17 protein-coding genes and 1 tRNA gene are annotated in these 24,260 nt (G+C 59.0%); 9 read left to right on the top strand and 9 right to left on the bottom strand.

Annotated elements, in window-relative coordinates:
• Nucleotide 1: 1 nt before the first annotated feature.
• Together BGIM_RS0139810 and BGIM_RS0139805 are read right to left on the bottom strand one after the other, a co-directional pair.
• A complete protein-coding gene (locus BGIM_RS0139810) occupies nt 2–1,120 on the bottom strand; it encodes a mandelate racemase/muconate lactonizing enzyme family protein (protein WP_020475180.1) in 1,119 nt (372 codons plus the stop codon).
• The gene (locus BGIM_RS0139805) at nt 1,117–2,130 is read right to left on the bottom strand and encodes a succinylglutamate desuccinylase/aspartoacylase family protein (protein ID WP_020475179.1); all 1,014 of its coding nucleotides are present in this window, start codon (nt 2,128–2,130) and stop codon (nt 1,117–1,119) included. The genes BGIM_RS0139810 and BGIM_RS0139805 overlap by 4 nt, the downstream gene beginning before the upstream one ends.
• 474 nt (nt 2,131–2,604) lie before the next feature.
• On the opposite strand from BGIM_RS0139805, the gene BGIM_RS0139800 reads away from it, so the two are divergent.
• Entirely contained in the window at nt 2,605–4,419 is a 1,815-nt protein-coding gene (locus BGIM_RS0139800; RefSeq protein WP_157369786.1) for a hypothetical protein, read from the top strand.
• A 7-nt stretch (nt 4,420–4,426) separates the two neighbouring features.
• Here BGIM_RS0139800 and BGIM_RS54955 read toward each other — a convergent pair whose 3' ends face one another.
• The 3 genes from BGIM_RS54955 to BGIM_RS0139785 all read right to left on the bottom strand — a co-directional run bounded on the left by BGIM_RS54955 (nt 4,427) and on the right by BGIM_RS0139785 (nt 6,854).
• Nucleotides 4,427–5,848 carry a glycoside hydrolase family 140 protein gene (locus BGIM_RS54955; RefSeq protein ID WP_238537813.1) on the bottom strand — a complete coding sequence of 474 codons (1,422 nt, stop codon included), beginning with the start codon at nt 5,846–5,848 and terminating at the stop codon, nt 4,427–4,429.
• Nucleotides 5,849–6,373: 525 nt separating this feature from the next.
• Nucleotides 6,374–6,580 carry a hypothetical protein gene (locus tag BGIM_RS67540; protein WP_020475176.1) on the bottom strand — a complete coding sequence of 69 codons (207 nt, stop codon included), beginning with the start codon at nt 6,578–6,580 and terminating at the stop codon, nt 6,374–6,376.
• A gap of 201 nt (nt 6,581–6,781) precedes the next feature.
• A tRNA-Glu gene (locus tag BGIM_RS0139785) sits at nt 6,782–6,854 on the bottom strand.
• Between the two features lie 189 nt (nt 6,855–7,043).
• Between BGIM_RS0139785 and trxA the strand changes: the two genes are divergently transcribed.
• Nucleotides 7,044–7,376 (top strand): thioredoxin, encoded by a 333-nt coding sequence (gene trxA / locus BGIM_RS0139780; RefSeq protein ID WP_020475175.1) that lies wholly within the window; start codon nt 7,044–7,046, stop codon nt 7,374–7,376.
• Between the two features lie 136 nt (nt 7,377–7,512).
• On the opposite strand, the gene BGIM_RS59125 is transcribed toward trxA, so the two are convergent.
• A complete protein-coding gene (locus BGIM_RS59125) occupies nt 7,513–9,783 on the bottom strand; it encodes a protein kinase domain-containing protein (protein WP_020475174.1) in 2,271 nt (756 codons plus the stop codon).
• An 841-nt stretch (nt 9,784–10,624) separates the two neighbouring features.
• On the opposite strand from BGIM_RS59125, the gene BGIM_RS62290 reads away from it, so the two are divergent.
• The gene (locus BGIM_RS62290) at nt 10,625–11,632 is read left to right on the top strand and encodes a prenyltransferase/squalene oxidase repeat-containing protein (RefSeq protein WP_020475172.1); all 1,008 of its coding nucleotides are present in this window, start codon (nt 10,625–10,627) and stop codon (nt 11,630–11,632) included.
• 20 nt (nt 11,633–11,652) lie between these two features.
• Here BGIM_RS62290 and BGIM_RS0139755 read toward each other — a convergent pair whose 3' ends face one another.
• Nucleotides 11,653–12,987, bottom strand: coding sequence for a S41 family peptidase (locus tag BGIM_RS0139755; RefSeq protein ID WP_157369784.1), 1,335 nt, complete (start codon nt 12,985–12,987; stop codon nt 11,653–11,655).
• 392 nt (nt 12,988–13,379) lie between these two features.
• Between BGIM_RS0139755 and BGIM_RS54945 the strand changes: the two genes are divergently transcribed.
• The 4 genes from BGIM_RS54945 (at nt 13,380) to BGIM_RS59120 (ending at nt 18,529) form a co-directional block, all read left to right on the top strand.
• A complete protein-coding gene (locus BGIM_RS54945) occupies nt 13,380–14,462 on the top strand; it encodes a TIGR03000 domain-containing protein (protein ID WP_020475170.1) in 1,083 nt (360 codons plus the stop codon).
• A 182-nt stretch (nt 14,463–14,644) separates the two neighbouring features.
• Complete coding sequence (locus tag BGIM_RS0139745) at nt 14,645–15,394, top strand: vWA domain-containing protein (protein ID WP_029631597.1); 750 nt, start codon at nt 14,645–14,647, stop codon at nt 15,392–15,394.
• 7 nt (nt 15,395–15,401) lie between these two features.
• Nucleotides 15,402–16,145 (top strand): PP2C family serine/threonine-protein phosphatase, encoded by a 744-nt coding sequence (locus BGIM_RS0139740; RefSeq protein ID WP_020475168.1) that lies wholly within the window; start codon nt 15,402–15,404, stop codon nt 16,143–16,145.
• A complete protein-coding gene (locus BGIM_RS59120; protein ID WP_020475167.1) occupies nt 16,142–18,529 on the top strand; it encodes a hypothetical protein in 2,388 nt (795 codons plus the stop codon). The genes BGIM_RS0139740 and BGIM_RS59120 overlap by 4 nt, the downstream gene beginning before the upstream one ends.
• A 46-nt stretch (nt 18,530–18,575) precedes the next feature.
• On the opposite strand, the gene BGIM_RS59115 is transcribed toward BGIM_RS59120, so the two are convergent.
• Both BGIM_RS59115 and BGIM_RS54930 read right to left on the bottom strand, forming a co-directional pair.
• Nucleotides 18,576–21,545, bottom strand: a complete 2,970-nt coding sequence (locus BGIM_RS59115) for a peptidylprolyl isomerase (protein WP_020475166.1) — start codon at nt 21,543–21,545, stop codon at nt 18,576–18,578.
• 177 nt (nt 21,546–21,722) lie between these two features.
• Nucleotides 21,723–23,054, bottom strand: coding sequence for a hypothetical protein (locus BGIM_RS54930; RefSeq protein ID WP_020475165.1), 1,332 nt, complete (start codon nt 23,052–23,054; stop codon nt 21,723–21,725).
• A 190-nt stretch (nt 23,055–23,244) separates the two neighbouring features.
• Between BGIM_RS54930 and BGIM_RS0139720 the strand changes: the two genes are divergently transcribed.
• Nucleotides 23,245–23,481: a hypothetical protein gene (locus BGIM_RS0139720; RefSeq protein ID WP_020475163.1), complete on the top strand. Its 237-nt coding sequence runs from the start codon at nt 23,245–23,247 to the stop codon at nt 23,479–23,481.
• Nucleotides 23,482–23,659: 178 nt separating this feature from the next.
• Complete coding sequence (locus BGIM_RS0139715) at nt 23,660–24,232, top strand: thioredoxin family protein (RefSeq protein WP_020475162.1); 573 nt, start codon at nt 23,660–23,662, stop codon at nt 24,230–24,232.
• Nucleotides 24,233–24,260: the final 28 nt, after the last annotated feature.

The following is a 24,260-nucleotide window of genomic DNA, read 5'->3' as shown; positions in this document are numbered from 1 at the left end:
CTCACTTGGATTCGGCAACGAGATACTTCTGCACGAACTTCTCATCCAGCGTCACGCCAAGGCCGGCACGGTCGGGCACTTCGATCCAGCCATTCACCGATTGCACTTTTTCAATGGTCAGTTCATGCCGCAACGGAGAGTCTTCGACACAGTCCTCGAAGATAAAGGCATCCTTACAGGTGCTTAACCAATGCAGGCTGGCGGCTACCGTCAGCGGACTGGTGTAACAATGGTTGCAGAGCCTCGCCCCGATTTCCTCCACACGGGCGCGGATGTAGGCGGCATCGGTGAATCCGCAACGCGAGAGATCGACTTGGTAAACGTCCAACGCTTTGCGATCAATGAAGGGCCGGAACGACTCCCGGCCGCATTCGCCTTCGCCAGATGCGATTGGAATCGGCGAACGGTCACGAAGCCAGACATACCCTTCGATATCATCCTCTTGCAACGGTTCTTCAAACCACTCCGGCGTGTATTCGGCAAAAGCCTGTGCCCGTCGCAATGCCGTGCGGGCGTCGTACACGCATCCGGCGTCGATCAACAGCGTGGCTTTTCCAAGCCCTTCACGCGCCCCTTTGACGAGGTCGATGTCCACCGCTTCCGATGTGCCCATCGGCTCCCAGCCAAACTTCACGGCCGAGTACCCGGCTTCCACCCATTTGCGGGCGATATCGCCAGTCTCTTTGCCATCACGGCCAAACAGGATTGAAGCATAGCCCCGAAGTTTGCTGTGATGTTTGCCGCCCAATAGCCGGTGAATCGGTTCGCCAAATGCTTTGCCTTTCAAATCCCACAACGCCATGTCCACGGCGGCCATCGCCGTGATGCCCACGCCCTTGCGGCCGAAGTACATCGTCCGGCGATACATCTTGTGCCAGAGGCGTTCGCTGTCCAGCGGGTTTTCACCGACCAGCAGGAGGCGCAATCCGCAGGCAATGTTATGGCTGAACGGGGCGTCGATGATGGCCTTCACCACCTCGGGGGAGGAGTCCGCTTCGCCGATGCCTTCCAATCCCGTATCCGTGCGGATACGGACAAGCACCGAGTCTTGGCTGCTCGCCGTCTTGGCCGTGATGTTCGGAATGCGGAGAATCTGGCAGATGACTTCGGTGATTTTCATGGGAGCCTCCGGGGATCAATTTCTTGGGCAATGCAGGCCACACAATCGCCTTGGGTGACGATGGTCGGCGCGCGGGTGGCAATCAAAATTCCATCGCGTGCGGCCACCACATTGACTGGTTCTCGTTCGGGGCGTTCCAAGAAGTGAATGGCCCCGACTGTTTGCCCGGCGACCACTTCTGTGCCGAGGGTGACCATGTTTTCGTAGACGCCGGACTCGGGGGCAAACCGATAATCTTCCCAATTCAACGCCTGAACCCAACGAATTGGCGGCAGCCCGAGTGATTCGCGCGTGGCCACCTGGCCCTTCAACACCCCCGATTGAACGAGGACATTTCGCAAGCCGCTTTGGGTCAGTTGATGAACGGCGGCGGTGACGTTTTCACTGCCCCCCATCTCCGTGGTGATGACGATCTTCCCTTGGCTCTCGGCCTCAACCGGCAACAGGCCGGTTCCGGCGACATCGGCATATAGGAAGCAAAAATCCGAGTTCCACGCCTCGGTCCCGGCGAGCATGGCCTCGCGTTGCGGCCCTTTGGGAACAAGGTGCATGTGGGCGCACGGGTAGAAATCGACCCCCCGGCCGCCGGTGTGGATGTCGATCACAATATCCGCAAGCGGGAACAAAACCGTCGTGAGGTAATCGGCCAGCATCTCGCTGGGAGTGCCCGCCGGATTGCCGGGGAAGCAGCGGTTGAAGTTCTTGCCGTCAAGCGGCGATAACCGGGTGCTGGCCTTGGCGCCGGGCATCGTCAGCGTGGGGATCAGGATGATCCGGCCGGTGACATGCTCGGGTGTCAATTCCCGGAGCAACCGCATCACGGCCACCTGCCCCGGATACTCGTCTCCGTGATTGCCCGCCAGCACAAGGGCCGTCGGCCCCTCGCCGTTGGAGATCACGGAAATCGGGACCATCAAGTTGGCCCAGCCGGCCATGTTGTACGAGTATGGCACGTACAAATGGCCGAATTGCTTGCCTGGAAGAGAAAAATCGACTGAAGCCCGGATCATGTAACACGTCCCGGTGATTGGTGGTGGAACGAGTCGCCGTTCAAGGGGAGAACTTGCAGGCGGGAGTCAGCTCAACTCGCGTTGACCGATGACTTGTGAATCATGGTAGGAACCACGACCGATGACGCCATCGTGATTCCCGGAGAGTGGATTCGAGAAATCGAAAAAGCATCGGATTTTCCGATAAGTATTGGCACGTTTCTCCTCTGAACATTCCACGGGAGCAATCATTCACTTGCGACAAATTCACACGCAATTTTTCATTGCGGCTCATGTCGTCGATTGTTTACACTTCTCATCACCCCGCTCTCCCAAGATGTCCTGCCCGCCTCGGCAACTGGTGAAAGATCCTGATTCATGCCTGCCAATATTACTTGCCCTCATTGTCAAAACACCTTTTTACCACCGGCTGATCACGCGGGTCCGTTGATGGCATGTCCCAGTTGCGGGCAAGCCATCCCGGTGAACAATCAGATGAGCGATGAGTTACATGATCCGGCTTCTTCGCCCGATGACGAGTTGTTGAACTCGTTGAATCTCGACATCCAACCGACGGCCAAAGGGCCGCCGCCGTTGCCCGTGTCGGGGAAAGCCAGACAAGCCGGGCCGCCACCGCTGCCATCTTCGCTTTCATCGGTGTCCAAACGGCCGTCGATGCCGGTGCCGAAGGGACTGCCCTTTGCTCTTGTACCGGGCGAGCGGGTGGTGTTGCGAGAGGGCTTCGGCGGCCTTTTCGCTTGGGTGTGGATTCTGTGCAACATGACGTTTGTGTTTAGTTGCATGGGGCTGTTCTTGGTCGCCCAAGCCATCGTCGGCGGGTGGGGTGAACGCCTGTTCGCCCTTGTGTTCATGCCGGTGCTGTTGCTTTATGTGTTCTGGCCTTGGGTCCGCTCCGGCCGTTATTGGCTGACGAACAAGCGGCTGATTTGGCTGCCTCGCTGGGGAAAGTTGCAAACACTCGATCTGGAGGAAGTGGACCCGGACGACATTAAGCCGGTGTCGGCCCATCGCGGGTTAAAGGTTCCCGGCGAATCGCGGAAGATTTCCATCCGTTATGTGCGGGGGATTTCACGATTGTGGGGCGGCATTGAGATGATGATCGATGCCGAGGATCTCGACTTGAACCCGGATCGATCCGGCGTCGCGGATGTGGCTTGGTGGCCGGCGGTCGAGGGGCGGCGGTTAAATCGTCGGCTCGGAATCATGGTCCTGCGGCCCAATCTCATGGCCTTTCTGCCTACCGAAGCCAACGTCAATCTGGCGGGGGATTTTCTGAAGCAACTTGGCGGCAAAGTCATCCAAGATTTCCGAGGCAAAGAGGACAGTGCCAAAACGAAGAAATCAATTCCTTACGACTCCCTGCTGGGAATCATGTCCGAACAAAGCGAAGAATCCTTTGACGAATTTATTTGGGACACCGCCGAAAATGTCGAGGGGGCGATTGCCTGGGAATCGGGTGTCGGAGACATCACTTGGGAATCAATCCCGCTGCGGCCAAGCCGGGAAAAGCTAGTGTTTGAACTCGACGACATGAGAGTAAGCGGTTTGCCTCCCCGCGAACAGTTGGACACAGTCAACCGGATGCTGGAAGAATGGAAAGAATATGAGGAACCGTGGCCGTGGCGTTATCCATATCTCAAAACTTCCTTGATTACTGTGGTGATGATCGCCCTCTCGGCCGTGTTGTATTTCAAGGGCCGGGCATCCGATGTTCCAATCATCGACTTGGGATTGGTGTCGCCGGAAGAAATCATGGACCGGCGGACCGTGCCGGATGGCGCATTCGTGACTGTCTCGGGAGTTCCCGATTATTCTCACGCGGAGCGACTCAAGCCGTTGCGAAAAAGCGAGCAAAAACGATTGCTGGTGGTGTTCCGCGAATCGCCGGATTTGATTCTTTGCGTCCCCGAAAAGCATGAAATCAGCCAGGCACTCGATCAAACTCCCGACCCGATTCCGATTCCCAAAAAGAAGCGAAACGCGGCGCCGAAAGAAGTAGCAGCCGTTCAATGGACAATTTCGGGCCGTCTGCACGCGGCCGACGACCCCGGTGACATGCTTGGGCATGTGCCTGTGCGCGATGTGCAACAGTTTGCCGCGGACAAATTGAAAACCGATGCGGCCTCGACTCGCGTGTTGCTGGTTGACGTGAACCCCGGCAATGTGAAGGCGGACATGTGGATTGCCTATGGGTTTTCAATCTTCCTCGGCGTCGGCGCGGCGGGCATTATTTGCGTGATGGCACGGGTAAAGATTCTGGGGCGACCGAACCGAAACGCTGCCGCATAAAGCTTGTTCATTTTGCCTGGCCCGGCGGCGGATACTTTTTCGCTGCATCGTCCAGCACCAAGATCCAGTCGAGTTGCTCACCGGGTTCGGAGGAAAGGAATTCCCGCTGGCCGGTGTTCGGGAATTCGCCGATCACTGTCGCGGCTCCGGTGCGGGGGTTGAACCACCAAGCTTTCACCGTCGGCCCGGTAATCTTGGCCATGTTCACTTTGAACGGTCGGCCCGTGGGCACGTAGATCATGGCATACGTCCCCTCCGTGTCGCGGGTGGCGGCGAAGCGATATCGGCCGGCCCCCGGAACCATCGTCGGCACACGGTCTGTCACGATCACCGAATTATCGGGAATTCGCGTGAGAAACGGGCGGGATTCGATCAACCGACGCCCGTGAAGCATTTGGATCGCCCCCGGTTGATTGATGGCCTCCGTCCACGGCAACAGCGGATTGTTGATCGGCGGACGCTTGGGCGTCCAAAATTGCCACATGGAATGATGCCCGTAGGTATGCCCGCAGGCCCCGCCAAACAGATCCCAATAGAGAGGTCGGCGAACATCGGCCGAGTTGGAATGCCCGAGTTCGCTCGCCTTGAACGACACCGGGTGGTCCTCATAAATCGGCTCGCCGTCAATCACCGGCTTTGCGGGAGTGCGGTCGTAGTCAACCTTCGTTTGGTCATAACGCCCGTTGTATTCGGCCACATGGCCGTTCTGTCGCATGTTGAAATCGAGCCAATCCTCCGTGTGGAATACGCTCGCCGATCCCCGGCCGCCGGACGGGTGGAAGGTAATCAGATGGCGGCCGCCGTCTCCCCGTCGAAGCCCCTTCGCCATCGCCCGGATGATCTCTTTTTGCTCGTCATTCTCCACCACCCGATCCCCGCCGAGAATCCACACCAAGCCTTTGTCCTTGTAACGGGCGCCGAGCCATTCGCCGTATTTCTCAGCGTTATCCCGGTTAAACAATGGTTTGCCGTCCTTCACTTTGTCATGCCAGTATTTGCCCCAAGTTGGCAGGAAACCGACATACATCCCTTTGGCGTTGGCCAAGTCCACGATGTGATCGACATGGTCCCAATAATCATTGTCGGGGCCATCCTTCACAGCCGGGCGGGCGGGATCTTGATCGATCATCGGGAGGTGTCCGTAGGCGTTCGGCACGGTGTTCCCGTCGAACTCGGCAATGGCAACGGCCTGGATCACGTTGAATCCTTGCTTCGCCCGGATAGCCAGAAACTTCTCGGCATCAGCCCGATCCAGCCGGTGGAACAATTCCCAATCAGTGTCCCCGAGCCAGAAGAAGGGCTTGCCATCGGCCGTGACAAGGAACCGCTTGTTCTCGCTCACCTTGAGCAACGACAACGGTTCGGCCGCCGACACATCTTGGCTGACAAACAACATCAGCATCACGAGCCAACAATTGCGAAAGATCATATCCGAATTCCGAAAAGGAGAGACAGCCGCACCGAAGGGATCATGTGGCCGTGAGATGACAGGATATTCGCGGACAAAGCCCAAATGCCGGAAAACAACAATCATCTTTTCCCCGATGATTTCATGATCCCCATATTCCCGGCGAACCCGATCCTCGCTCGCTTTTGGAGGCAAGGCCGAAACATTCCAGTGATTGCGTCTCGAAAGGAAACACCGAGATTGGAAAAGCCCGAAGTTTGGATTGGTGGCGCGGCGATATTTTGAAAGCGATTCATTGGAGGGGAGGTGTTCAAAAAATGGCAAAGAATGGCCTTGGCGGTTATGGGCCGATCACGGCCATGTCGAACTGTCAAGGAAGGAAGACGGCCACGACACGCAACCGTCTTTCCTTTCTAAGCCATCGTGGGCGTCCTCACAGGCTAAACACGGGAAGACGGCCGCATCCCAGCGTGTCCTGGCTTTCTTCCTGTCTTTGGACGAATGACAGCAATCGATGTGGCGCGCCAGAATATGACTGTGTCACACTCACAAAACCTTGGCGACGGATGGACGCGAGCCGCTCACGATGCGGCCCTCTTTCGATGGCTGGCGAATATTGGTGACGATTTGGGAGAACGACTTGCAAATATCGGACTCATTGCTCATCGGGCCGTCACGATGTTGGGCGGCTTCCTTCGCCAGCGGCCGGGAAACAAATTTGCCATCACAACTGTTGCAAGGTGAATTGGGCATTCTGTGAAGGTGGTATCCGAACATTACAGAATCGGACCACCAAAAGAACTGTTGTAAGTGGTGTGGTAGCTGTAGATTTGGCGCAAAATCCGGTGCAGTCAGAATTTGACGGCACCAGACAGCATTTGATAGAAGTGATTGTGCCGAGTGGGCTTCGGCATAATCAGACGGCTCAGGACAAGAGCCGTCAAAGTCAACAAGTGACCCTAACGGGATTCGAACCCGTGTCGCAGCCTTGAAAGGGCTGTGTCCTAGACCACTAGACGATAGGGCCGTGACGTACTTCTTAGAAACGCAACCGCCGGGCGTCAAGAAGCGAATCCTTCTGAGTTTTTGAGCATCAGATGTTGGGTGTAAGAGAAACCGGAGCCATTCGGTACAATCTCACGAAACAATCAGGTTTGGATCTTTCGCCGGGCGGTTCCTAGAATCCCCGGAAGAAGCTAACGCAAGGAGTCAGAACATGGCCAGCCCCAACGTGCTTGAATTCACCACCGACAATTGGCAGAGCGAAGTCGTCGGGAGCAACATCCCCGTGCTCGTCGATTTCTGGGCCCCGTGGTGCGGGCCGTGCCGGGCGTTGTCCCCGACCATTGACAAGGTCGCCGACCAGTTCGCCGGCAAGGTCAAGGTTGGCAAGGTCAATGTCGACGAGAACGGCGACCTGGCCGCTCAATACGGCATCAACACCATCCCCCGCCTCATGGTCTTCAAGGGCAGCGAACGCCCCGTCCAGACCATTAACGGCACGATGAACGAAGCCGCCATGACCCAGATGTTGAACGGGGTTTTGTAAGAATTGAAAAGGCCACGTACTTTGAGCCGTGAGCCATGAGTCAAACCAAGAAGGCGACTGACCGGTGCGTCAAAGTGACGTAACCCGATCAGTGGCCTTTTTTTTGGCTCATGGCTCACGGCTCATAGCCCACGACTCAATCCGGGGTTTCCCGGAAGATTTTCTCGAACTGCGCGGAGACTTCCCGAAGAGATTCCAGAATGGCCGGGTCGAACTGGCCGGGGGAACTTTGCGTGATGATCTGCATCGCGGCGGCATGCGGCAGAGAGGGTTTGTACAACCGGCGGCAACGAAGGGCGTCGTACACGTCGGCGATGGCCACGACTCGGGCGGACAGTGGAATCGCGTCCCCGGCCAGGCGGTCCGGATAACCGGTGCCGTCGTGGCGTTCGTGGTGGTGACGGGTGACATCGATGGCCGTTTGCAGGAAGTTCAGGGCCACGCCGTGTTCTTGAAGAACATCTTTGAGAGAGTCAGCGGCGATGACGGTGTGAGCCTCCATCACCGCCCGCTCTTCCGGGCTAAGGGCGCCGACCTTCGTGAGAACGTGGTCCGGCAGGCCGACTTTGCCGATGTCATGGAGCGGGGAGCAACATTCGAGCCAGTCGATGAACTGGTCGTTGATGATGTGGGCATACGGCCCGCTGCGGCCCATCGTCGTGGCGAGCGTCCGACAATATTGCCGCATTCGGATGATGTGCCCCGGTCCCCGGCCGTCGCGTTGTTCAATCATGCGGGCCAGTGTCAGCACCAGGGCGTTGCGCACTTCGTTGGTGTCGCCGGTTTGCACCTTCAGATTTTCCTGAAGGTTATTGTTCGCGGCCAACAGGCGGTTATTCAGTGTCCCCGCCTTGTCTTGGGCGGCCTTTAACCGGAGCATGTTTTGCACGCGGGCCAGCAATTGGGCCACGCTGAACGGCTTCGTGAGAAAATCATCCGCCCCGCGGCTGAGCATGTCGCTCATCTCTTCCGGCGTTGTGTGGCCGGAAAACATGATGACCTTCAGATTCGTTTTTTTGTGCTGCTGCCGCAACCGGGCCAGCACTTCGACGCCGTTCATGTCCGGCATGGCCACATCAAGAAGAACTAAGTCGAACTCTTCGCGGGTCGCCGCCGCCAGTCCTTGTGCGCCGTTGGCGGCGGTTTCCACCATGCTCCCTTCGGTCTCCAGCAATTGCTTGCAGAGTTCCCGAACGGGGGATTCGTCGTCAATGATCAGAACCTTATACTTGCCCGACTTCGGGCTGTTCGATCCCCCCGCGCACGGGATGGATTCCGCAAACGGAATCGGCGACAGGGCCTCGTATTCCCCGGTTCCGGCCCGGACGAACGGCATCAGGGCCGTCATGACCGCTTGCGGGTCCGAATATCGGTCCTCCGGGTTAAGGGCCATCATCTTGGCCACCACGGAGTCAAGTTCGTGCGGCATGTCCGGGGCGACCGACCGCAAGGACGGGGCGTTGGCCGTCAGACGGCGGGTGAGGGCCTCGACCGGGTTGCCTTGGAACGGGAACGGCAGTTTGCCCGTCAGGCACCAGTACAGCGTGCCGCCGAGACCATAGATGTCGGCTCGAATATCCACGGTGGAGGCGTCGCGGGCCTGTTCGGGGGCCATGTAGTCGATGGTGCCGAGGATCGTGCCCGGCATCGTCATCCGGTGGCCAAAGTGCCGGGTCAGGCCGAAGTCGAGGAGTTTCGCCTGATCCTCGGAGGTCAGCATGATGTTCGAGGGCTTGATGTCCCGGTGAACCAGTCCGTATTTGTGCGTTTCCCCCAGGGCCGAGGCCATCTGGTAGGCGATGCTGCACGCCCGCGTGACGGACATCGGGCCGTTGCGGCGGATCGTGTCCTCCAAGTCCTGGCCGGGGACGTATTCCATCACGAGGAACCGCAGAATCGTGTCCGTGTCGTCATTGACGGCTTTGCCGGCGTCGGTGGCCGCGACGATGTTCGGGTGTCGCAACCGGGCGACGATCCGCATCTCCGCGAAGAACCGCGATTCGAGGGCGGCGTCTTCTTTCGTGGTCGGCGGCAGCACTTTGACGGCCACATGATGGCGAAGGTCCATGTGCTCGGCCTTGAAGACCACGGCCATCCCGCCGGCCCCAAGTCGTTCGAGAAGGCGGTAACTGCCGAGAACGAGGCCGAAGGTCGTGCCGGCCTCGATCCGGGCGGCCTGGTATCGTGTCAGCAATCCGTGCTTGACCAATTGCTCGATGGCCTTGGCTTCGTCCTTCGATTCCAGAATGCGTCGTTGAACTCGCTGCGGCAAGGCGTCCCAGTCTTCCGCAAGCACAAACGAGGCGGTCAGCAACCGATTGATGAGTTTTTCACATGGCGCTTCGATCGTCGCTCCTGCCGGGGGAAGCATGATGGTGTGACTCAACGTAGCAAATTCATGATTCATGGAGGGAGTCCTGGCGCCCGCCAGAGCGTGCGCGGGCGGTTACGGGCATGTATCATCCGCCTCAATCATCGGTGATTCCCGGCCATCGTGTGCCCGAAACTGAGACCGGGACCGAAAAGCATTTCGCGTCTTGGCGCAAATATCTGATGAGACAGCGCAAGAGTCGGCATAAGAAAGTGGAATTGAGGCAAGAGAATGCGCGTGGGGAAGAGGGGCAAAATCTCACGGCGGTTGAAAACCTCCATTATTTCCCTCACGGCCGGGAATGATTCAGGGAAATTGTTTGGAAAATTCTCAACATGCTACCCCTGAAGTCAAAGACTCGTTTTGCGCTCAAACAACTCAATCGGATCGATGTCTTACGGTGAACAATGAGGCTACAGGGCTTGGGGTTTCACGATTTATAAACCGGTCAAAAACCGACCCAAAGGTGGCCTGAAAAGGTGAAAAACAGTCGTCCGGCGACCATTTTTGGACAGTTGGACACCCACCGAGGTGGTCAAAAACAGCGGGCCAACTGGACACAATTTTTCAAAACCCCCGGTAAATCGACAGATCACCTGATGATTTTGGAGTAATCCTGAGCCTTTTGGGGTCGTTTCTCATGGCCCAAAATAACCCTTCTCTGTTGGTTTTCAGATCGTTGAACCGGGCCATGTGGCCCAAATGGCAGAGTTGGCCCAGATTGGGAACATCCGCGTGGAGGCTCGGAGTCCGAAGAATCGAAAATGCCGCCGAGATTCGTCCTGTACAATCAATTCGAGATGCTTTCCTCGCCCGTTCGTGCGCTGCTTCCTCTTCCGAACCGATGACTGTTCTTTTTCATCCAAGGGATGTCATCATGACATGGCACGGCTCCCGAATCTTGCCGATTCTGACACTCGCCTGTTTGATGGTTAGCCGGGCGGTCGCCGAATCCCCGGCCCCGGAAAAGCTCCGGGCGGCGGCCGGGAAAAGCCTGTCCCTTCTGGAGAGCAGCGCGGCCGAATACACGGAGCATCGGGATTGTTTTTCGTGCCATCATCAGGCCATGCCGGTGCTTGCGTTCGCCGTTGCGAAAACTCGCGGGTTCAAAATGGACGAAAAGAGTTTGGAAAAGCAGATCCAGCACACCACCAGTTTTCTCGACAAGAACCGGGAAAACTTTGAGAAGGGCAAAGGAACAGGGGGCCAGGCCGACACGGCGGGTTATGCCCTTCTGACTCTGCACACCGGCGGCCGGAAAGCCGACGCCACCACCGAGGCGGTCGCCGGATATCTTCTCCAGAAAGATCGCGACCGGGGTTATTGGCCGACATCGTCGCAGCGCCCGCCGACGGAGGCCAGCATGTTTACTACCACCTATTTGGGAGTGTCGGCCCTGAAGAATTACGGCCCCGAGGCAAAGCGGAAAGAAATCGACGCCCGGTTGGAAAAGGTCCGCGAATGGTTGCGGGAAACCAAGCCGAAGGACACGGAGGATCGTGTCTTTCGGTTGCGTTTGCTCAAACTGATTGGTGCTGACGAAAAGGAAGTGAAGGCGGCCGCCGATGATTTGGCGAAGGCCCAGCGCGAAGACGGTGGCTGGAGCCAGAATGACAAATTGGAAAGCGATGCCTACGCGACTGGTTCCGTCCTCGTGGCCTTACACCAATCCGGAAGCGTGTCCGCGAAGGACACCGTTTATCAGAAGGGTCTTGGCTTCCTGTTGAAAACCCAGGAAGCCGACGGATCATGGCACATCAAATCGCGGTCAAAACCGTTCCAAGCCTATTTTGAGTCCGGCTTTCCGCACAAGAAAGACCAGTGGATTTCCTGCGCCGGAACAAGTTGGGCGGCCATCGCGATCATGCTGGCTTGTGAACCGTGATGCCTGGAATCCAAATCCAATTATTTGGCCAATTCCTTCTTCAGGTGCGCGACCGCCGTATCCAGCACGCGGTCAACGGCGGGCTTTTCGCCTTCCTTGGGTTTCATGTCTTTGCGGATGATGTCTTTGTTTCGCTTCGCCCGCAGGTATTCCAAGCGTTCTTCGTCCTTCAACACCACTTCAAGCCCGGCGTCGGGCTTCACGCCCCATTCGTCCGTGTCCTTGCTGTCCGGGTGGCGGTGGATGTTGGCGCCGCTGGGCCGCCAGTAGGTGTCGGTCGTCAGTTTGAGGGCGGCCGGCGGGTCGCCTTGGAGGCGGATGATCTTCTGCACGCTTCCTTTGCCGAACGAGCGTTCGCCGACGATCACAGCCCGTTTGTTGTCCTGCAACGCGGCCGCCACAATCTCGCTGGCCGAGGCGCTATTTTTGTTCAGCAGCACGGCAATCGGCTTTTTGTCAGCCGGTTCAAAGAGAGTGTCCCCGGCCTTGGCGTCCCACGCCTTGCCGTTGCCGTTGCGATCTTTGGTGCTGACGATCCGGCCGGAGTTCAGGAACATGTCGCTCACGGACACCGCCGACGTGAGCAGGCCACCGGGGTTGTCTCGCAGGTCCAGCACGATGGCCTTCGCCCCTTCGCTGTCGAGGCGTTGCACTGCCTTTTTCAAGTCTTCGGTGGTGTGTTCGCTGAATTGCACCACCCGAATGTAGGCGATCTTGGATGACGAGTCCGCGTACCAGTCCCATTCCTTGGGATTCTCCGGTTTGCGGTTCAGGCCCAGCACGCTCGGCACCTCTATCATCGCCCGCGTGAGCGTGTACGTGTCGGCTTGCTTGGCCCCTTCGTGGAAGACGGTCATCGTGAGCGTCGTTCCCGGCTCCCCTTGGATCAATTTGATGGCGTCGGCCATCTTCATCGTGTCGGTCGCCTGGTCTTGGATCTTGGTGATGACATCCCCGGCGAGGATGCCGGCCTCGTGGGCGGGGGTGCCGACCATCGGGGAGATGACCATCAACAGGCCCGTCTTGGGATCGACGCCGAGGTTGATGCCGACCCCGCCGAAGTTGCCTTCGGTGTGGGCGTTGAACTGTTTGAGTTCCTCGGGGTTCATGTATTGCGAGTAGGGGTCGAGCCGTTCCAACCCGCCGTTAATCATGTCCTCGACGAGTTTCTCACGCCCTTTGTCGTCGAGCGGTTTCACGAAATGCTGATCCACCTCGGCCAACACATCCACGACGGTGCGGATGAGTTTGTATTCCCGCTCCCGGTCCTTGTTCGGAGCGGAGAAGGAAAGGCCCAGTCCCGCCAGCATCATCAGGGGGACCGCCAGCAAAAACCCGAGGTTGAATCGAGACACTTTTTTCACTCCCTGTTTGCAGGGTTTAGGGTTTAGGGTTTAGGGTTTGGAAGACAACCGAGGGGTATTGTGTTGATCGCTGCTTTTCTCGGCTTTTATCCGCCAAACCCTAAACCCTAAACCCTAAACCCTCCTTTCCAATCGCCACACCTTTCGCATCCGTCCGAATACCGGGAACGATTGTACCGCCTCGACCAACTTCACCGATAGGGCGATTTGCGCTGTCTGTCAGGAACTGCCTCAATCTTTGCCAAAAGGCTTTGACATACCCATTCGCCCAATTTATCCTAAAGTCTTGAGATATCCCATATTGTGCATATTACCAGTTGGGATACACGGAGATGGTCTCCGATGCGATTCTCTAAGTTGCTTCCAAGAAAGGGCTTCAACGTATGTACAGCATCGTGATGCTGGCCGCGATGACGGCTGCTCCCGAAACGCCCGATTTCCACGGGCTGTTTGGCGGGTGGGGTCACCAATCTTCGTATTCCTGCACCGGTTGCACCGGCTGCACAGGATACTCTTCTTGTGTCGGCTATTCCTGCTCGGGATACTACTCGTCCTGCACGGGTTGTTGCGGCGGTGGCGGCCTGTTCCACGGCGGCGGTCTTTTCCATGGCCTGTTCCACGGCCACAAGTCCTACGGTTGCTGCGGCGGGTATAGCTACGGTTGTTGCGGCGGGTATAGCTACGGTTGTTGCGGCGGTTACACGTCCTGCACCGGTTGCTGTGGCGGCGGTTATGCCTGTCATGGCATCCCGACCTACTACTATCAAAGCAGCTGTGGCGGCTGCTGCGGTGGTTACACGTCCTGCACCGGTTGCACCGGCTACTCGGCGTACACCATCGGCGGCGTGACGACCCCGGCCGCTCCCGGATACTATCCGGCTGTTCCGGCTACCCCCGTCACCCCGGCCGTTTCTTCGGCTGACACGACCACCGAACCGGTTTCCGGCCTGTCGGCCACCCGCGCTCAAGTTCTCGTGAAGGTTCCGGCCGACGCCAAGCTCTATGCTGACGGCCAGCCGACCGCCCTCACCGGCGCCGAACGCACCTTCCTCACCCCGGAACTGACGAACGGCAAGGATTTCCAGTACACGCTGAAGATCGAATACTCGGTCAACGGCGAAACCCAAACCGCCAGCAAGCAAGTGGTGGTGCGGGCCGGACAGCGGACCACGGTTGACCTCACGGGAACCGAATCCGTTCAATCCGCCAGCCCGGTGACGGTGACGCTGCCGGAAAAGGCCAAGCTGTTCGTTGACAACAAAATGGCGGCCGGCTCCGGTGGCCGGATGACCTTCCGGACCCCGGAACTCACCAAGGGCGCGACCTACGCGTACATCTTCCGGGCCGAAGTGGACGTGGAAGGCAAGACGGAAGTGCAGACCCAACGAGTGGTCTTCAAGGCCGGCGAACCGATCAGCGTTGACTTCTCCGACATGACCGCCACGCGAACGGCCTCGGCCAAGTAACCAGCACAATCATCGGTGAATAACAAAGAACCCCAAGCATTGGCTTGGGGTTCTTTTCGTTTGGCGAGGAACGAGAAACGGTTTGCCTTCCGCCACCTCAAAATCCCGGTCACCGGGCGTTTCCATCGCTACAAAACCAACATCCCTCCACTTCATGACTCAACCAAGGCAGGTGGCTGACCGTGGCAGAACAACTACCATTCGCGGATGTCGGACTCGCCAGCAACCCGGAGCCAAGGTGTCCCTGTGTGCTGCTAATCGATGTGTCCGGCTCGATGGCCGAGATCGTCGGCGAGGCGGGCAAAAGCCTCGGATACACGATCCAACAGGACGGGCAGACCTATCAAGCCGTTTCCGGCGGCGTCACCCGGATTGACAAGGTGAATGAGGGCCTTCGGGCTTATCATGCCGATTTGAACAACGACGCGCTGGCCGCCCAACGGGTGGAAGTGTCGGTGATTACCTTTGGCAGCACGGTCCAGACGGTCACCCCGTTCGTCACCGCCCATGATTTCACGCCGCCGACATTGGTGGCCAATGGCGAAACACCGATGGGGGCGGCGATCACCCAGGCGATTGATGCCCTGGCCGAGCGGAAGCGTTTGTACAAGCAAAACGGCCTGCATTATTACCGCCCGTGGATTTTCTTCATCACCGACGGACAACCAACGGATGCCTGGCAGGCGGCGGCCGCCAAGGTGCGCGAGGGGGAGAAGAACAAATCATTCGCGTTCTTCGCCGTTGGTGTGGAAGGGGCCAACTTTGACATTTTGAAACAGATTTCGGTTCGTGAGCCGCTGCATCTCAAGGGCTATAGTTTCCGCGAAATGTTTGTGTGGCTGTCGCAATCGCAACGCAGCGTGTCACATTCTAACCCCGGCCAGGAAGATCAAGTCAAGCTGACCGCGCCGAGTGGTTGGGCCAGCCTGTGAGGCCGACATGACATGGTCGATTGTCGGCGATTGTGTGGCCGGAACCTCGCATCACTTGCGGAACACGCCCTGTCAGGATGCCTTTCGTTACCGAACTTTCGGGCCAATGGCCAAATGGCTGGCCGTCGCCGTCGCCGACGGGGCGGGGAGCGCCAGCCACTCGCGAATCGGGGCCACGCTGGCTTGCGATGAGTTTATTCGGCTACTCGAAGCCCGCGAGAGGGATTGGCCGCTCACCGGCGAGCAGATGACCGGCCTGTTCGCCGAAGTGCGTTCTGCCGTGGTCGCGGAAGCCGAACGTCTCGATATTCGCCCCCGAGAGATGGCCTGTACCCTTTTGGTGGCTATTGTCGGCACGTCCTCGGCTTCGTTCGCCCAAATCGGCGACGGGGTCATCGTCATCAACGAAAGAGACGGTTTCCGCACCGTCTTCTGGCCGGAACCGGCCGAGTATGTCAACACGACGGACTTCCTGACCGACGATCAATTTACCGAGAAGATTCGCTTTGAAACCACCACGAATCCGGTCACTGAACTGGCCGCGCTGACCGACGGCCTGCAACGGCTGGCCCTCGATTTCGCCGAACGATCCCCGCACGCCGCGTTCTTTCGCCCCCTGTTTGACCGGCTAAAAAGCGTCGCCGATCCCGAATCGCTCTTGCAACCGCTCCGCGACTTTCTCGACTCGCCCCGTGTGAACAACCGCACGGATGATGACAAAACCCTCCTCCTTGCCGTCCGACGCCCATGACTCTTCCAATGCTTGTCGGCCAGAACAATCGCCCCTTGGCGATTGACCGCCAGATTGCTTCGGGCGGCGAGGGGGCGGTGTTTGGCCTCTCCGACGATCCGAACAGCGTCGTTAAGGTTTATCATCCCCATCGTCCCCCGACCGCTCAAACAATTGAGAAGTTGACGGCGATGCTTGGCATGGTGAATCCGCAACTTCTGAAACTGACCACATGGCCGACGAGTTTGGCGTATGACGCCCGAACCCGCCAAGTGGCCGGGTTCGTGATGCCCAAGATGAGCGACTGTCAGCCGATCCAGTGTCTTTACAATCCGGTGCAGCGGTTAAAGTTGTTCCCTCGGGCCGGATGGTCGTTCCAAGTCCGGGCAGCCCAGAACTTGGCCGCTGCGTTTGACGAAGTTCACAAAGCGGGTTGTCTGGTCGGGGATGTGAACCAGAGCAACGCCTTTGTGTCGCCGCAAGCGTTGGTGTGGCTGGTCGATTGCGATTCTTTTCAAGTTCAGGCAAACGGCAAAAGCTATTTGTGCGAGGTCGGGGTTCCGCATTACATCCCGCCCGAGTTGCAGGGGAAGTCGCTTCGCGGGCTGACACGAACGGAGAACCATGACCGATTTGGTTTGGCTGTTCTCATCTACCAACTCCTGTTCGTCGGCCGACATCCTTATGCCGGGGTCTATCAGGGAGCGGGCGATCCCTCTTTCGAGCAATTGATCGCGGAATACCGATTCGCCCAAGGACCATCGGCATCGAAATGGGGAATGGCCCCGCCGCCGCATACGCCGACATTCGCGGACATCCCGCCCGAAACGGGAATGTTGTTCCGGCGGGCATTCGAGCGGGGGAGCGAAACCGGCGCCCGGCCGAAACCAAACGAATGGATTTCGGCCCTCCGGCAACTGGAGCAAGAAATCGCCGACTGTCCCGTTGACGCGGGCCACAAGTTCTGGCGGGGAAGCAAGGAGTGCGTCTGGTGCCGTTTGGCGGCGAAAGGCGGACCGGAATATTACTACGGCGTCGCGGGCGGCCACGGCACCTTTGTCATCGACGAGTCGAAACTCCAAGAGATTCAGCGTCGTCTTGCCGCCGCGCAACATGCGGACTTTGCCTATGCCCGTGAGCAGTTCTCCCCGGCCACCCCGCCGGTGCCGCTGAAATTGCCGCCGGACCTTCCGGATCTCTTGCTCATGTGGGGCCGGGCCAAGGAGAGCCAGCGAAAAATCCTGCTTGCCCGGCAGGCCGAAGAAGAGAACGAAATTCGGCAGGCCGAAGAAGACGAAGGGAAAGCGATCAAACGACTTGAGAAGGAGCATTGGAGACGAAAAGAGGAACTGGAAGACGATTATGAAAACGCAAAAAAAGCCAACAGGATCGCCAGCCGCAATTTCCGGATGATCGGTTTCGTGCTGCTCGGGGCAATGTTATCGGGAATTGTGATGTTCCCGCTGGGATGCTTTCATCGGACATTTGCGTGGGTTGGCCTGGCGGTGTTTCTTGTGTTTGGGCTGGGGAATATCGTGTTTGCCGTCGTGACGACTTTCTCTCCTCACCGTCGAAGGTTGGAGAACATCCGCAGAATGCTTGCTGAGGGACCATCGCGGCTGGACGACCTGATTGAAAATGAGCTGAGGATCACACATCGCGCGAAACGCGAGGCTGAAGAAAGATCCATCGCCATCGAACGTCACCAGGAGCAAATTCTTCGGCAGGTTGGCCAGATTTGTCGCCCGCGAATCGACGAAGAATTGTATCCGCGAAAGCAAAGGCATCATCTGGCCGAGGAAAAGCTGCTGGCGATTGAAAAGGTTTGGACGGATCAGGTCAATCAATATCGCCGTGAGAAACAATCGCGAGTGCCAGACGCCGTCCGGTTGATCGCCGAGTGCCGCGAACTGTCCACGCAACACCAGACGGAATCAAGGCGGTTGGCCGCCAACGCCGAAGAAGCGGGCCGTCTCCGGCACTTGCGGCTTCATCTCATTTCGGACGCGGACATTTTGCAAATCGGCGCCGGCCGGAAACAGACACTCGCAGCCCATTTTATTTTTACGGCGGCCGACGTTGAAGAGGATGCCATCCTCGAGATCAGCGGATTCGGCGAAGTGTTGACAAGCAACCTGATGGCTTGGCGGGCGAGGGTGCTTTCCCAATTTCGATTCGATCCGAAAACGGCCGTCTCACCGGCCGAACAAATGGCTCTGGCGTCGCGATTCCGCACTCGCCAGCAACAGATTTTGGCCGAATTGGACCGGCAACTTTCCCGGCTGGAGTCGCTTGCTCCGGCTTGTCAGGCCGCGATCAAGGAACTCCATCCGGAGTTGAAGAAGGCCGTTGCCGTCTGGGAACAAGCTCGGGCCGATTTGCGTTTGATGACGGGAAAAGATTGAGGGTGCAAAGGCCGATCCCCGATTGCGGGGATCGGCCTTCGGTTTGTCACGTCGCCACATTGACGGTAAAGGTCATGTCCTTCGTCGCCCCCGCCTTGTCGGTGGCCCGGACGGTGATGGTGGCCGAACCGGTCTGGCCGACGACGCGAGTCACCGTCAGACGGTTGTGAACGATGGCGGTGGTGACAGCAGTGGGGTTGGAGTTGCTGACGATGGAGTATGTCAGCGCTTCGGGCTGGCTCACGATGGTGGCGCCGGTGATGGCCGCGTAGTTCGCCAGCGTGGTGTCGGACGGGAAGTTCGTGCCCGTGTAGTTTCGCAGCGGGATGCTGTCGAAGACCCCCTGCTGGCTTGACGGCAGGGCGGCGGCGGAACTCTTGTCCTGCGTCGGGATGGCTGCGAGGGCGTCCACCACGGCTTGGTCGGCGGCGCTGTCCACTTTGCCGAACACGGTGAAGCCGCCGTTCTGGCTGTCGAGGTTCGAGGCGTTGTTCCCCAAGTTGAAGAAGAACTGGTTGGTGGCGCTGTTCGGATCGCCGCCGAGTTTGGCCATCGCCAGCGTGCCCTTCAAATTCGAGCGGTTCACGCTGTCCGGTTCGTTCTGCACGGCCGGATCAGACGGGATGGCGGTGATGCTCGGCGTGCCCGTGCTGCTGAAGGCGAAACCGCCCCCTTGCAACACGAAGCCCGACACGGAGCGGTGGAAGATCGAGTTGTTGTAATCGCCGTCCGTGATGTAGTTCAGGAAGTTGGCGACCGTCTGCGGGGCTTGCTTGTCGAACAAGTCGATGTTCACGTCGCCAAGGCTCGTGGTGAACTTCACCTTGGTGGAGCCGAGATCGGCGTCGGTGAATTCGCCCGCGAGGTCGATGGTCTTGCTCGTCGTTGCCGAGGAAAGCGCCACGGCGGCCTGCTGGTTGGAAATCGTCGGCGCGGAGTTCACGGCCGTTCGCGTGAGGGTGGCGGCGGTTTGCGCGGTGGCCGTGCCTGTTCCCGCCTTCACGGTGTAAGTGTTTGCCCCGACGGCGGCGGGAACGTTCGTGAACGTGTAAGCCCCGGTGGAATCCGAGGTGGTGGTGGCCCCGGTTTCGACGAGCGTCAGCGGCGTGTTGGGGGAAGTGACCCCCTTGATGACCGTGGTGGCATCCGTCGTGGTCGAGCCGGTCAATTGCGTGGTTCCGGCGGCGTTGAACAACAACAGCGTCGGCGCGACCGGATTGCGGGTGAGGGTGGCCGTGGTCTGGCTGGTGGAGTTCCCGGTGCCCGCCTTCACGGTGAACGAATTTGATCCGAGGGCGACGGGCACGGCGTTGAAGGAATAGGCCCCGGCGGAGTCCGAGGTCGTGGTGGCTCCGGTTTGCACCAAGGTGACGGCTGTGTTCGCCGAGGTTGTTCCCTTGATAACGGTCGTCGAATCGGTCGTCGTGCCGTTCGTGATCGCCGTCGTTCCGGCGGCATTGAAGAACTGAATGCTTGGCGCCGTCGGGGCGGTTCCCGTGCGGGTGACCGTGCCGGTCGCCTGACTGGTGGCCGTGCCGGTTCCGGCCTTGATCGTGAACGTGTTCGCCCCGATGGTGTTCAGGGCCACGCCGCTAAAAGTGTAAGCGCCGGTGGCATCGGAAGTCGTGGTGGCGCCTGTTTCCACCAACGTAACCAAGGTGTTCGCCGAGGTTGTCCCCTTGATGACGGTGGTCGGCTCGGCGGTGCTGGCGTTCGTGAGGGCCGTGGTTCCGGCGGCGTTAAAGAACTGGACAGTCGGCGTCGTCGGGGCGGTGTCGGAACTCGTGGGGGCGCTCGGGAAGGTCGGCGTGCCGCCATCAACGATGGCGCGGGTGCGATAGGTGGTGGTTAGAAAATCTTGCATGGACACGCCAACGCCGCTGGCGTTGACCGTGCTGAAGTCCGTGTCCCCGACCACGGTTGTTCCGGTCGCGGTCGAAACAATCCGCGACGACGGTTGGAAAACGTCCTGCGAAGGGACCGTCGCGGTAATGTGCAAGGTAGCGGTCTGGCCGGCCGTCAGGGTGCCGATGCTCCAGGTTTTTGTGGTCGAAGAATAGCCGGTTCCGGCCGCAGACACGAACGTTAGTCCGTCTAGGTTGATCGCGGCCGCCAACGAAGCGGCCGATTGGGTGCCGTTGTTTTTGGCCACAAATGTGACGGTCACCTGATCGCCGGGTTTGGCCCGCGAGGGATCGACGGATTGGGTGATCGTCAGCGTGGCGGGCTTCACATCCGCGAAGTTGAATCCTGTGCTGGTCGCGGCGCTGGAGGTCAGGTCAATGCCGGTGAAGGCGCCGCTGGTGTTGGAGGCGGCCGGCGGGGTGCCGTTTTGGAGCGTGCCCCGCACAAAGCCGGTCTTCGGCGTTTCCGAGATGGAGTATGTGCCGGGGGTGAGGGCGGTGAAGGAATAACTGCCGTCCGTTCCGGTGGTGGCCGTTTTCGCGGTGATGGCCGCCCCGGTGAGGATGGACGTTCCATTGAGAGTGACCGTCACTCCGGCGATGCCCGCTTCCCCGGTGTCTTGTGTGCCGTTGCCGTTCGCGTCGTTGAACACCTTGCCGCCGGTGGTCAGGGTGTTCGGCACCTCGCCGAAGAGATAGCCGGTCGCCGCTTGGGAGGCCGTCAGGGTGATGCCGGTGACCGTGTTGGTTGTTCCGGCTGTCCCGGCGGCGGTGCCCGCCGTGCTTTTGCCCGCTGCCGTCCCGGTGGGGGCGGTGACGGTAAGGGTGTAGGTACCGGCCGCCAGCCCGGTCAGGCTGAAATTACCGGACGAATCGGTGGTGGCGGTTTGCGGGGTGGTCAGGGTGCCGCCGGACACTTTGACGGTCACGCCGGAAATGGCGGTGTCCGGTCCGTTCAAGGCCCCGTTGTTGTTGAAGTCCTTGAAGACATTCCCGGCCAGCGAGGCCGGCACTTCGCGGAGTTCCAGCGATTCAATGCCAAGTTTTCTGGTGCGGCGGGCTTTGGAGGGGCGACGAGAGGAACGGCGAAACAGCCAAGCAGCCCACATCATGAGACACCTAAGAATGGAAGAGAGGAATCATTTATGGGGCTGACGAGGAAACGCGATGGTGCTTGTCAGCCATTCGGCCATTATAACCGTTCCGACAAGCAGTTGTGACGATTTTGATCAAAGATTAAAATTTCAGTCAGGCCATAGAATCGATTGGCGGGAATGCGCCGGATCGCTTTATTTCGCCTCCACCCAATCCGTCGGTTTTGACTTCAGGCCCACACTATTGATGGCTGTGATCCGGTAGCCGCGTTTGATTCCGTTGGATGTCTTGTCTGTGAACTTGAGTTCCGGAACCGGCTTTTCCGGCGTGTCGTGATACGACATGGTCTGGAACAGCGGCCGACCAAACCGGCCGACGGGTTTCGCCGGATAGGCAATTGCGTCTGCCCCCTCCCGTTCGATCAGGAAGCCTTGCAAACCGCTCTCGAAGTCGGCGGCGGCCTTCCATGTCAGCATCGGGCCATCGGGCGTCATGGTCACTTTCAAATCCGTCGGGGTCGGCGGCGGGGTGGTGTCGGTCGTGGCTCCGGTTTTCACATATTCGGCCCACGCCTTGGCGACGGCCTCATTGGGGAGCCAATTGGCTTCCTCGGGTTTGCCCGTGAATTTTGCAGCCGGTTCAGCCTTGTCACCCAGAATGGGGGCCAGCCAGCCGAGTTTCTGGTCCACGGGCAGTAATTGTTGACTCGCGTTTCCGGGTTTCGGCAACCGCATGGCGAGGCAGGCATCAAAGAAGGGGATCGCCAGATAGCGGGAGTCGCCGCATTCGTGGGAGGTTTTCGGATCGGCGGCGAAGGCCACCGGGGCGCCCTTGGCCCGATAGGCCGTGAACATGGCCATCGAGCCGGTCCAAGCCCCGGCGAAGCGTTTGTCGTCCTTTTCCTTGCCGCCGGGGTTCATCATCATCGGGATGCCATAGGCGGCCGTCGGGATTTCTGGCTTGGGGATTTCCCCCTTTTCCCATGTGGAAAAAGCCGTGCCGGAGCGGAACCAGATGGCCACGATTCGTTCCGGGTGCATCGTCTGCATCAGGCTGGCCCAGAAACCGCCGCCGGAATGCCCCCAGAGACACCACGGGGCGGTCTCCAATTCCGGGTGTTTGCTCATGACCGCCAGATCGCCGAGAGCCTGGCGAAACTTCTTGTCCGAGCCGTTGCGCGGGTCGCACCACAACCGGCAATCCTGCTTGTCTTCCTGATGGTACGACGGCCCGAGCAAGGCGCAATCCCACTTGGCGGCGAGGGCCTGCCAGTGCAAATCGGCCGAGGCCGTCGCCCCGCCCTTGCACGCCCCGGAGCCGCAACCGTGCTGGTGGACGATCACCCCGCGAAGTGTCTTCACTCCGTCGGGAATCCACACCGTGTACGTGACGCCGTATCGCAACTCGCCCGGCTTCTCGGACGGTTCATACGTCACCTCATGGAAAGTGCCTTGGGCTGTCGCCATCGGGACGGCCAGAATCAGCAGTATCAACGCCTGGGTGAATGGAGAGCGTAGATTCATCATGGTGGTTCCTCTTTTGGGAGAGGAAGAAGTATCGCCGGAAGGGCGGGGGATTGGCAATCAAAATGCCCGGACGACCGAACAAATTTAGGGGGATTCTTGCCTCGCCGCTCCCTTGCCTCGATGACGGGCGGTCATAGAAAGGGAGTTACGGAAAAATAAGAGTTGGCTCTTCGGAATAAAGGGTATTGTCATGGGCGTGCGGCGCGATCGCTTGGACCTGCGGATTGTCGAAATGCAGGAGTCCCGGCTGGAAAACGGTCACAAGAAGCGGAAAGAACGGGCCCGCAAGGAAACCCGCCTCAAGGAACTCGTCAAGAAGGGCACCCTGCCTTTCACACCGACGATCCTGAGCATGCTCAGCCAAAAGCTGGACAAACCGGGCAACAAGATCACGCAAGCCGACGTGGACGCCTACGTCAAGGCGTGACGCCTGGCTGATTGATGAACCACTAAAAAGACCTCCGAACTTGTTCGGCGGTCTTTTTTCGTTCCGGGTCGATCCACTCCTGATTGCCTGTCTGGAGCTTCGAGTTCGCCGCAAGATTGATTCCGTTTCCTATACCATTCCACATCACCCACGATTCTCTCACCTCGGAGACAACACCATGGCGCGCACCCCCTCGACCATGAAGCCGCTCGGCACGCCGGCCCCTGATTTCTCGTTGCCGGACACGGACGGCAAGACCGTCAACTTGTCCGACTTCCAGAATGCCCCGGCCCTGTTGGTGGCGTTCATCTGCAACCACTGCCCTTATGTGAAGCACATCCGCTCGGCCTTCACCGAGATGGCGAAGGAGTTCCAAGCCAAGGGGGCGGCCGTTGTGGCGATCAGCAGCAACGACGCGCTGGCCTACCCGGCCGACGGCCCGGCCGCAATGGCCGTCGAGAAGGCCGAGGCCGGTTACACGTTCCCGTACCTGTACGACGAATCGCAGGCCGTCGCCCTTGCCTATCAAGCCGCTTGCACGCCGGACTTCTTCCTTTACGACGCCAACAAGAAGCTCGCCTATCGCGGCCAGATGGACGACACCCGGCCCAGCAACGGCCTCCCCAACGATGGCAAAGACTTGCGGGCAGCGATGGAAGCCGTGCTGGCCGGAAAACCCGCCCCGGAAACCCAAAAGGCGAGCATCGGTTGTAACATCAAGTGGAAACCGGGACAGGAACCGGCTTATTGAATTGTCCCGCTCTCAATGATCTGTTCGC

Origin of the sequence: Zavarzinella formosa DSM 19928 (genome assembly GCF_000255705.1) — a bacterium.
Classification (GTDB): domain Bacteria; phylum Planctomycetota; class Planctomycetia; order Gemmatales; family Gemmataceae; genus Zavarzinella; species Zavarzinella formosa.
The sequence above is the reverse complement of the archived record's forward strand: the minus strand, read 5'-3'. Positions and strand labels throughout refer to the sequence as shown.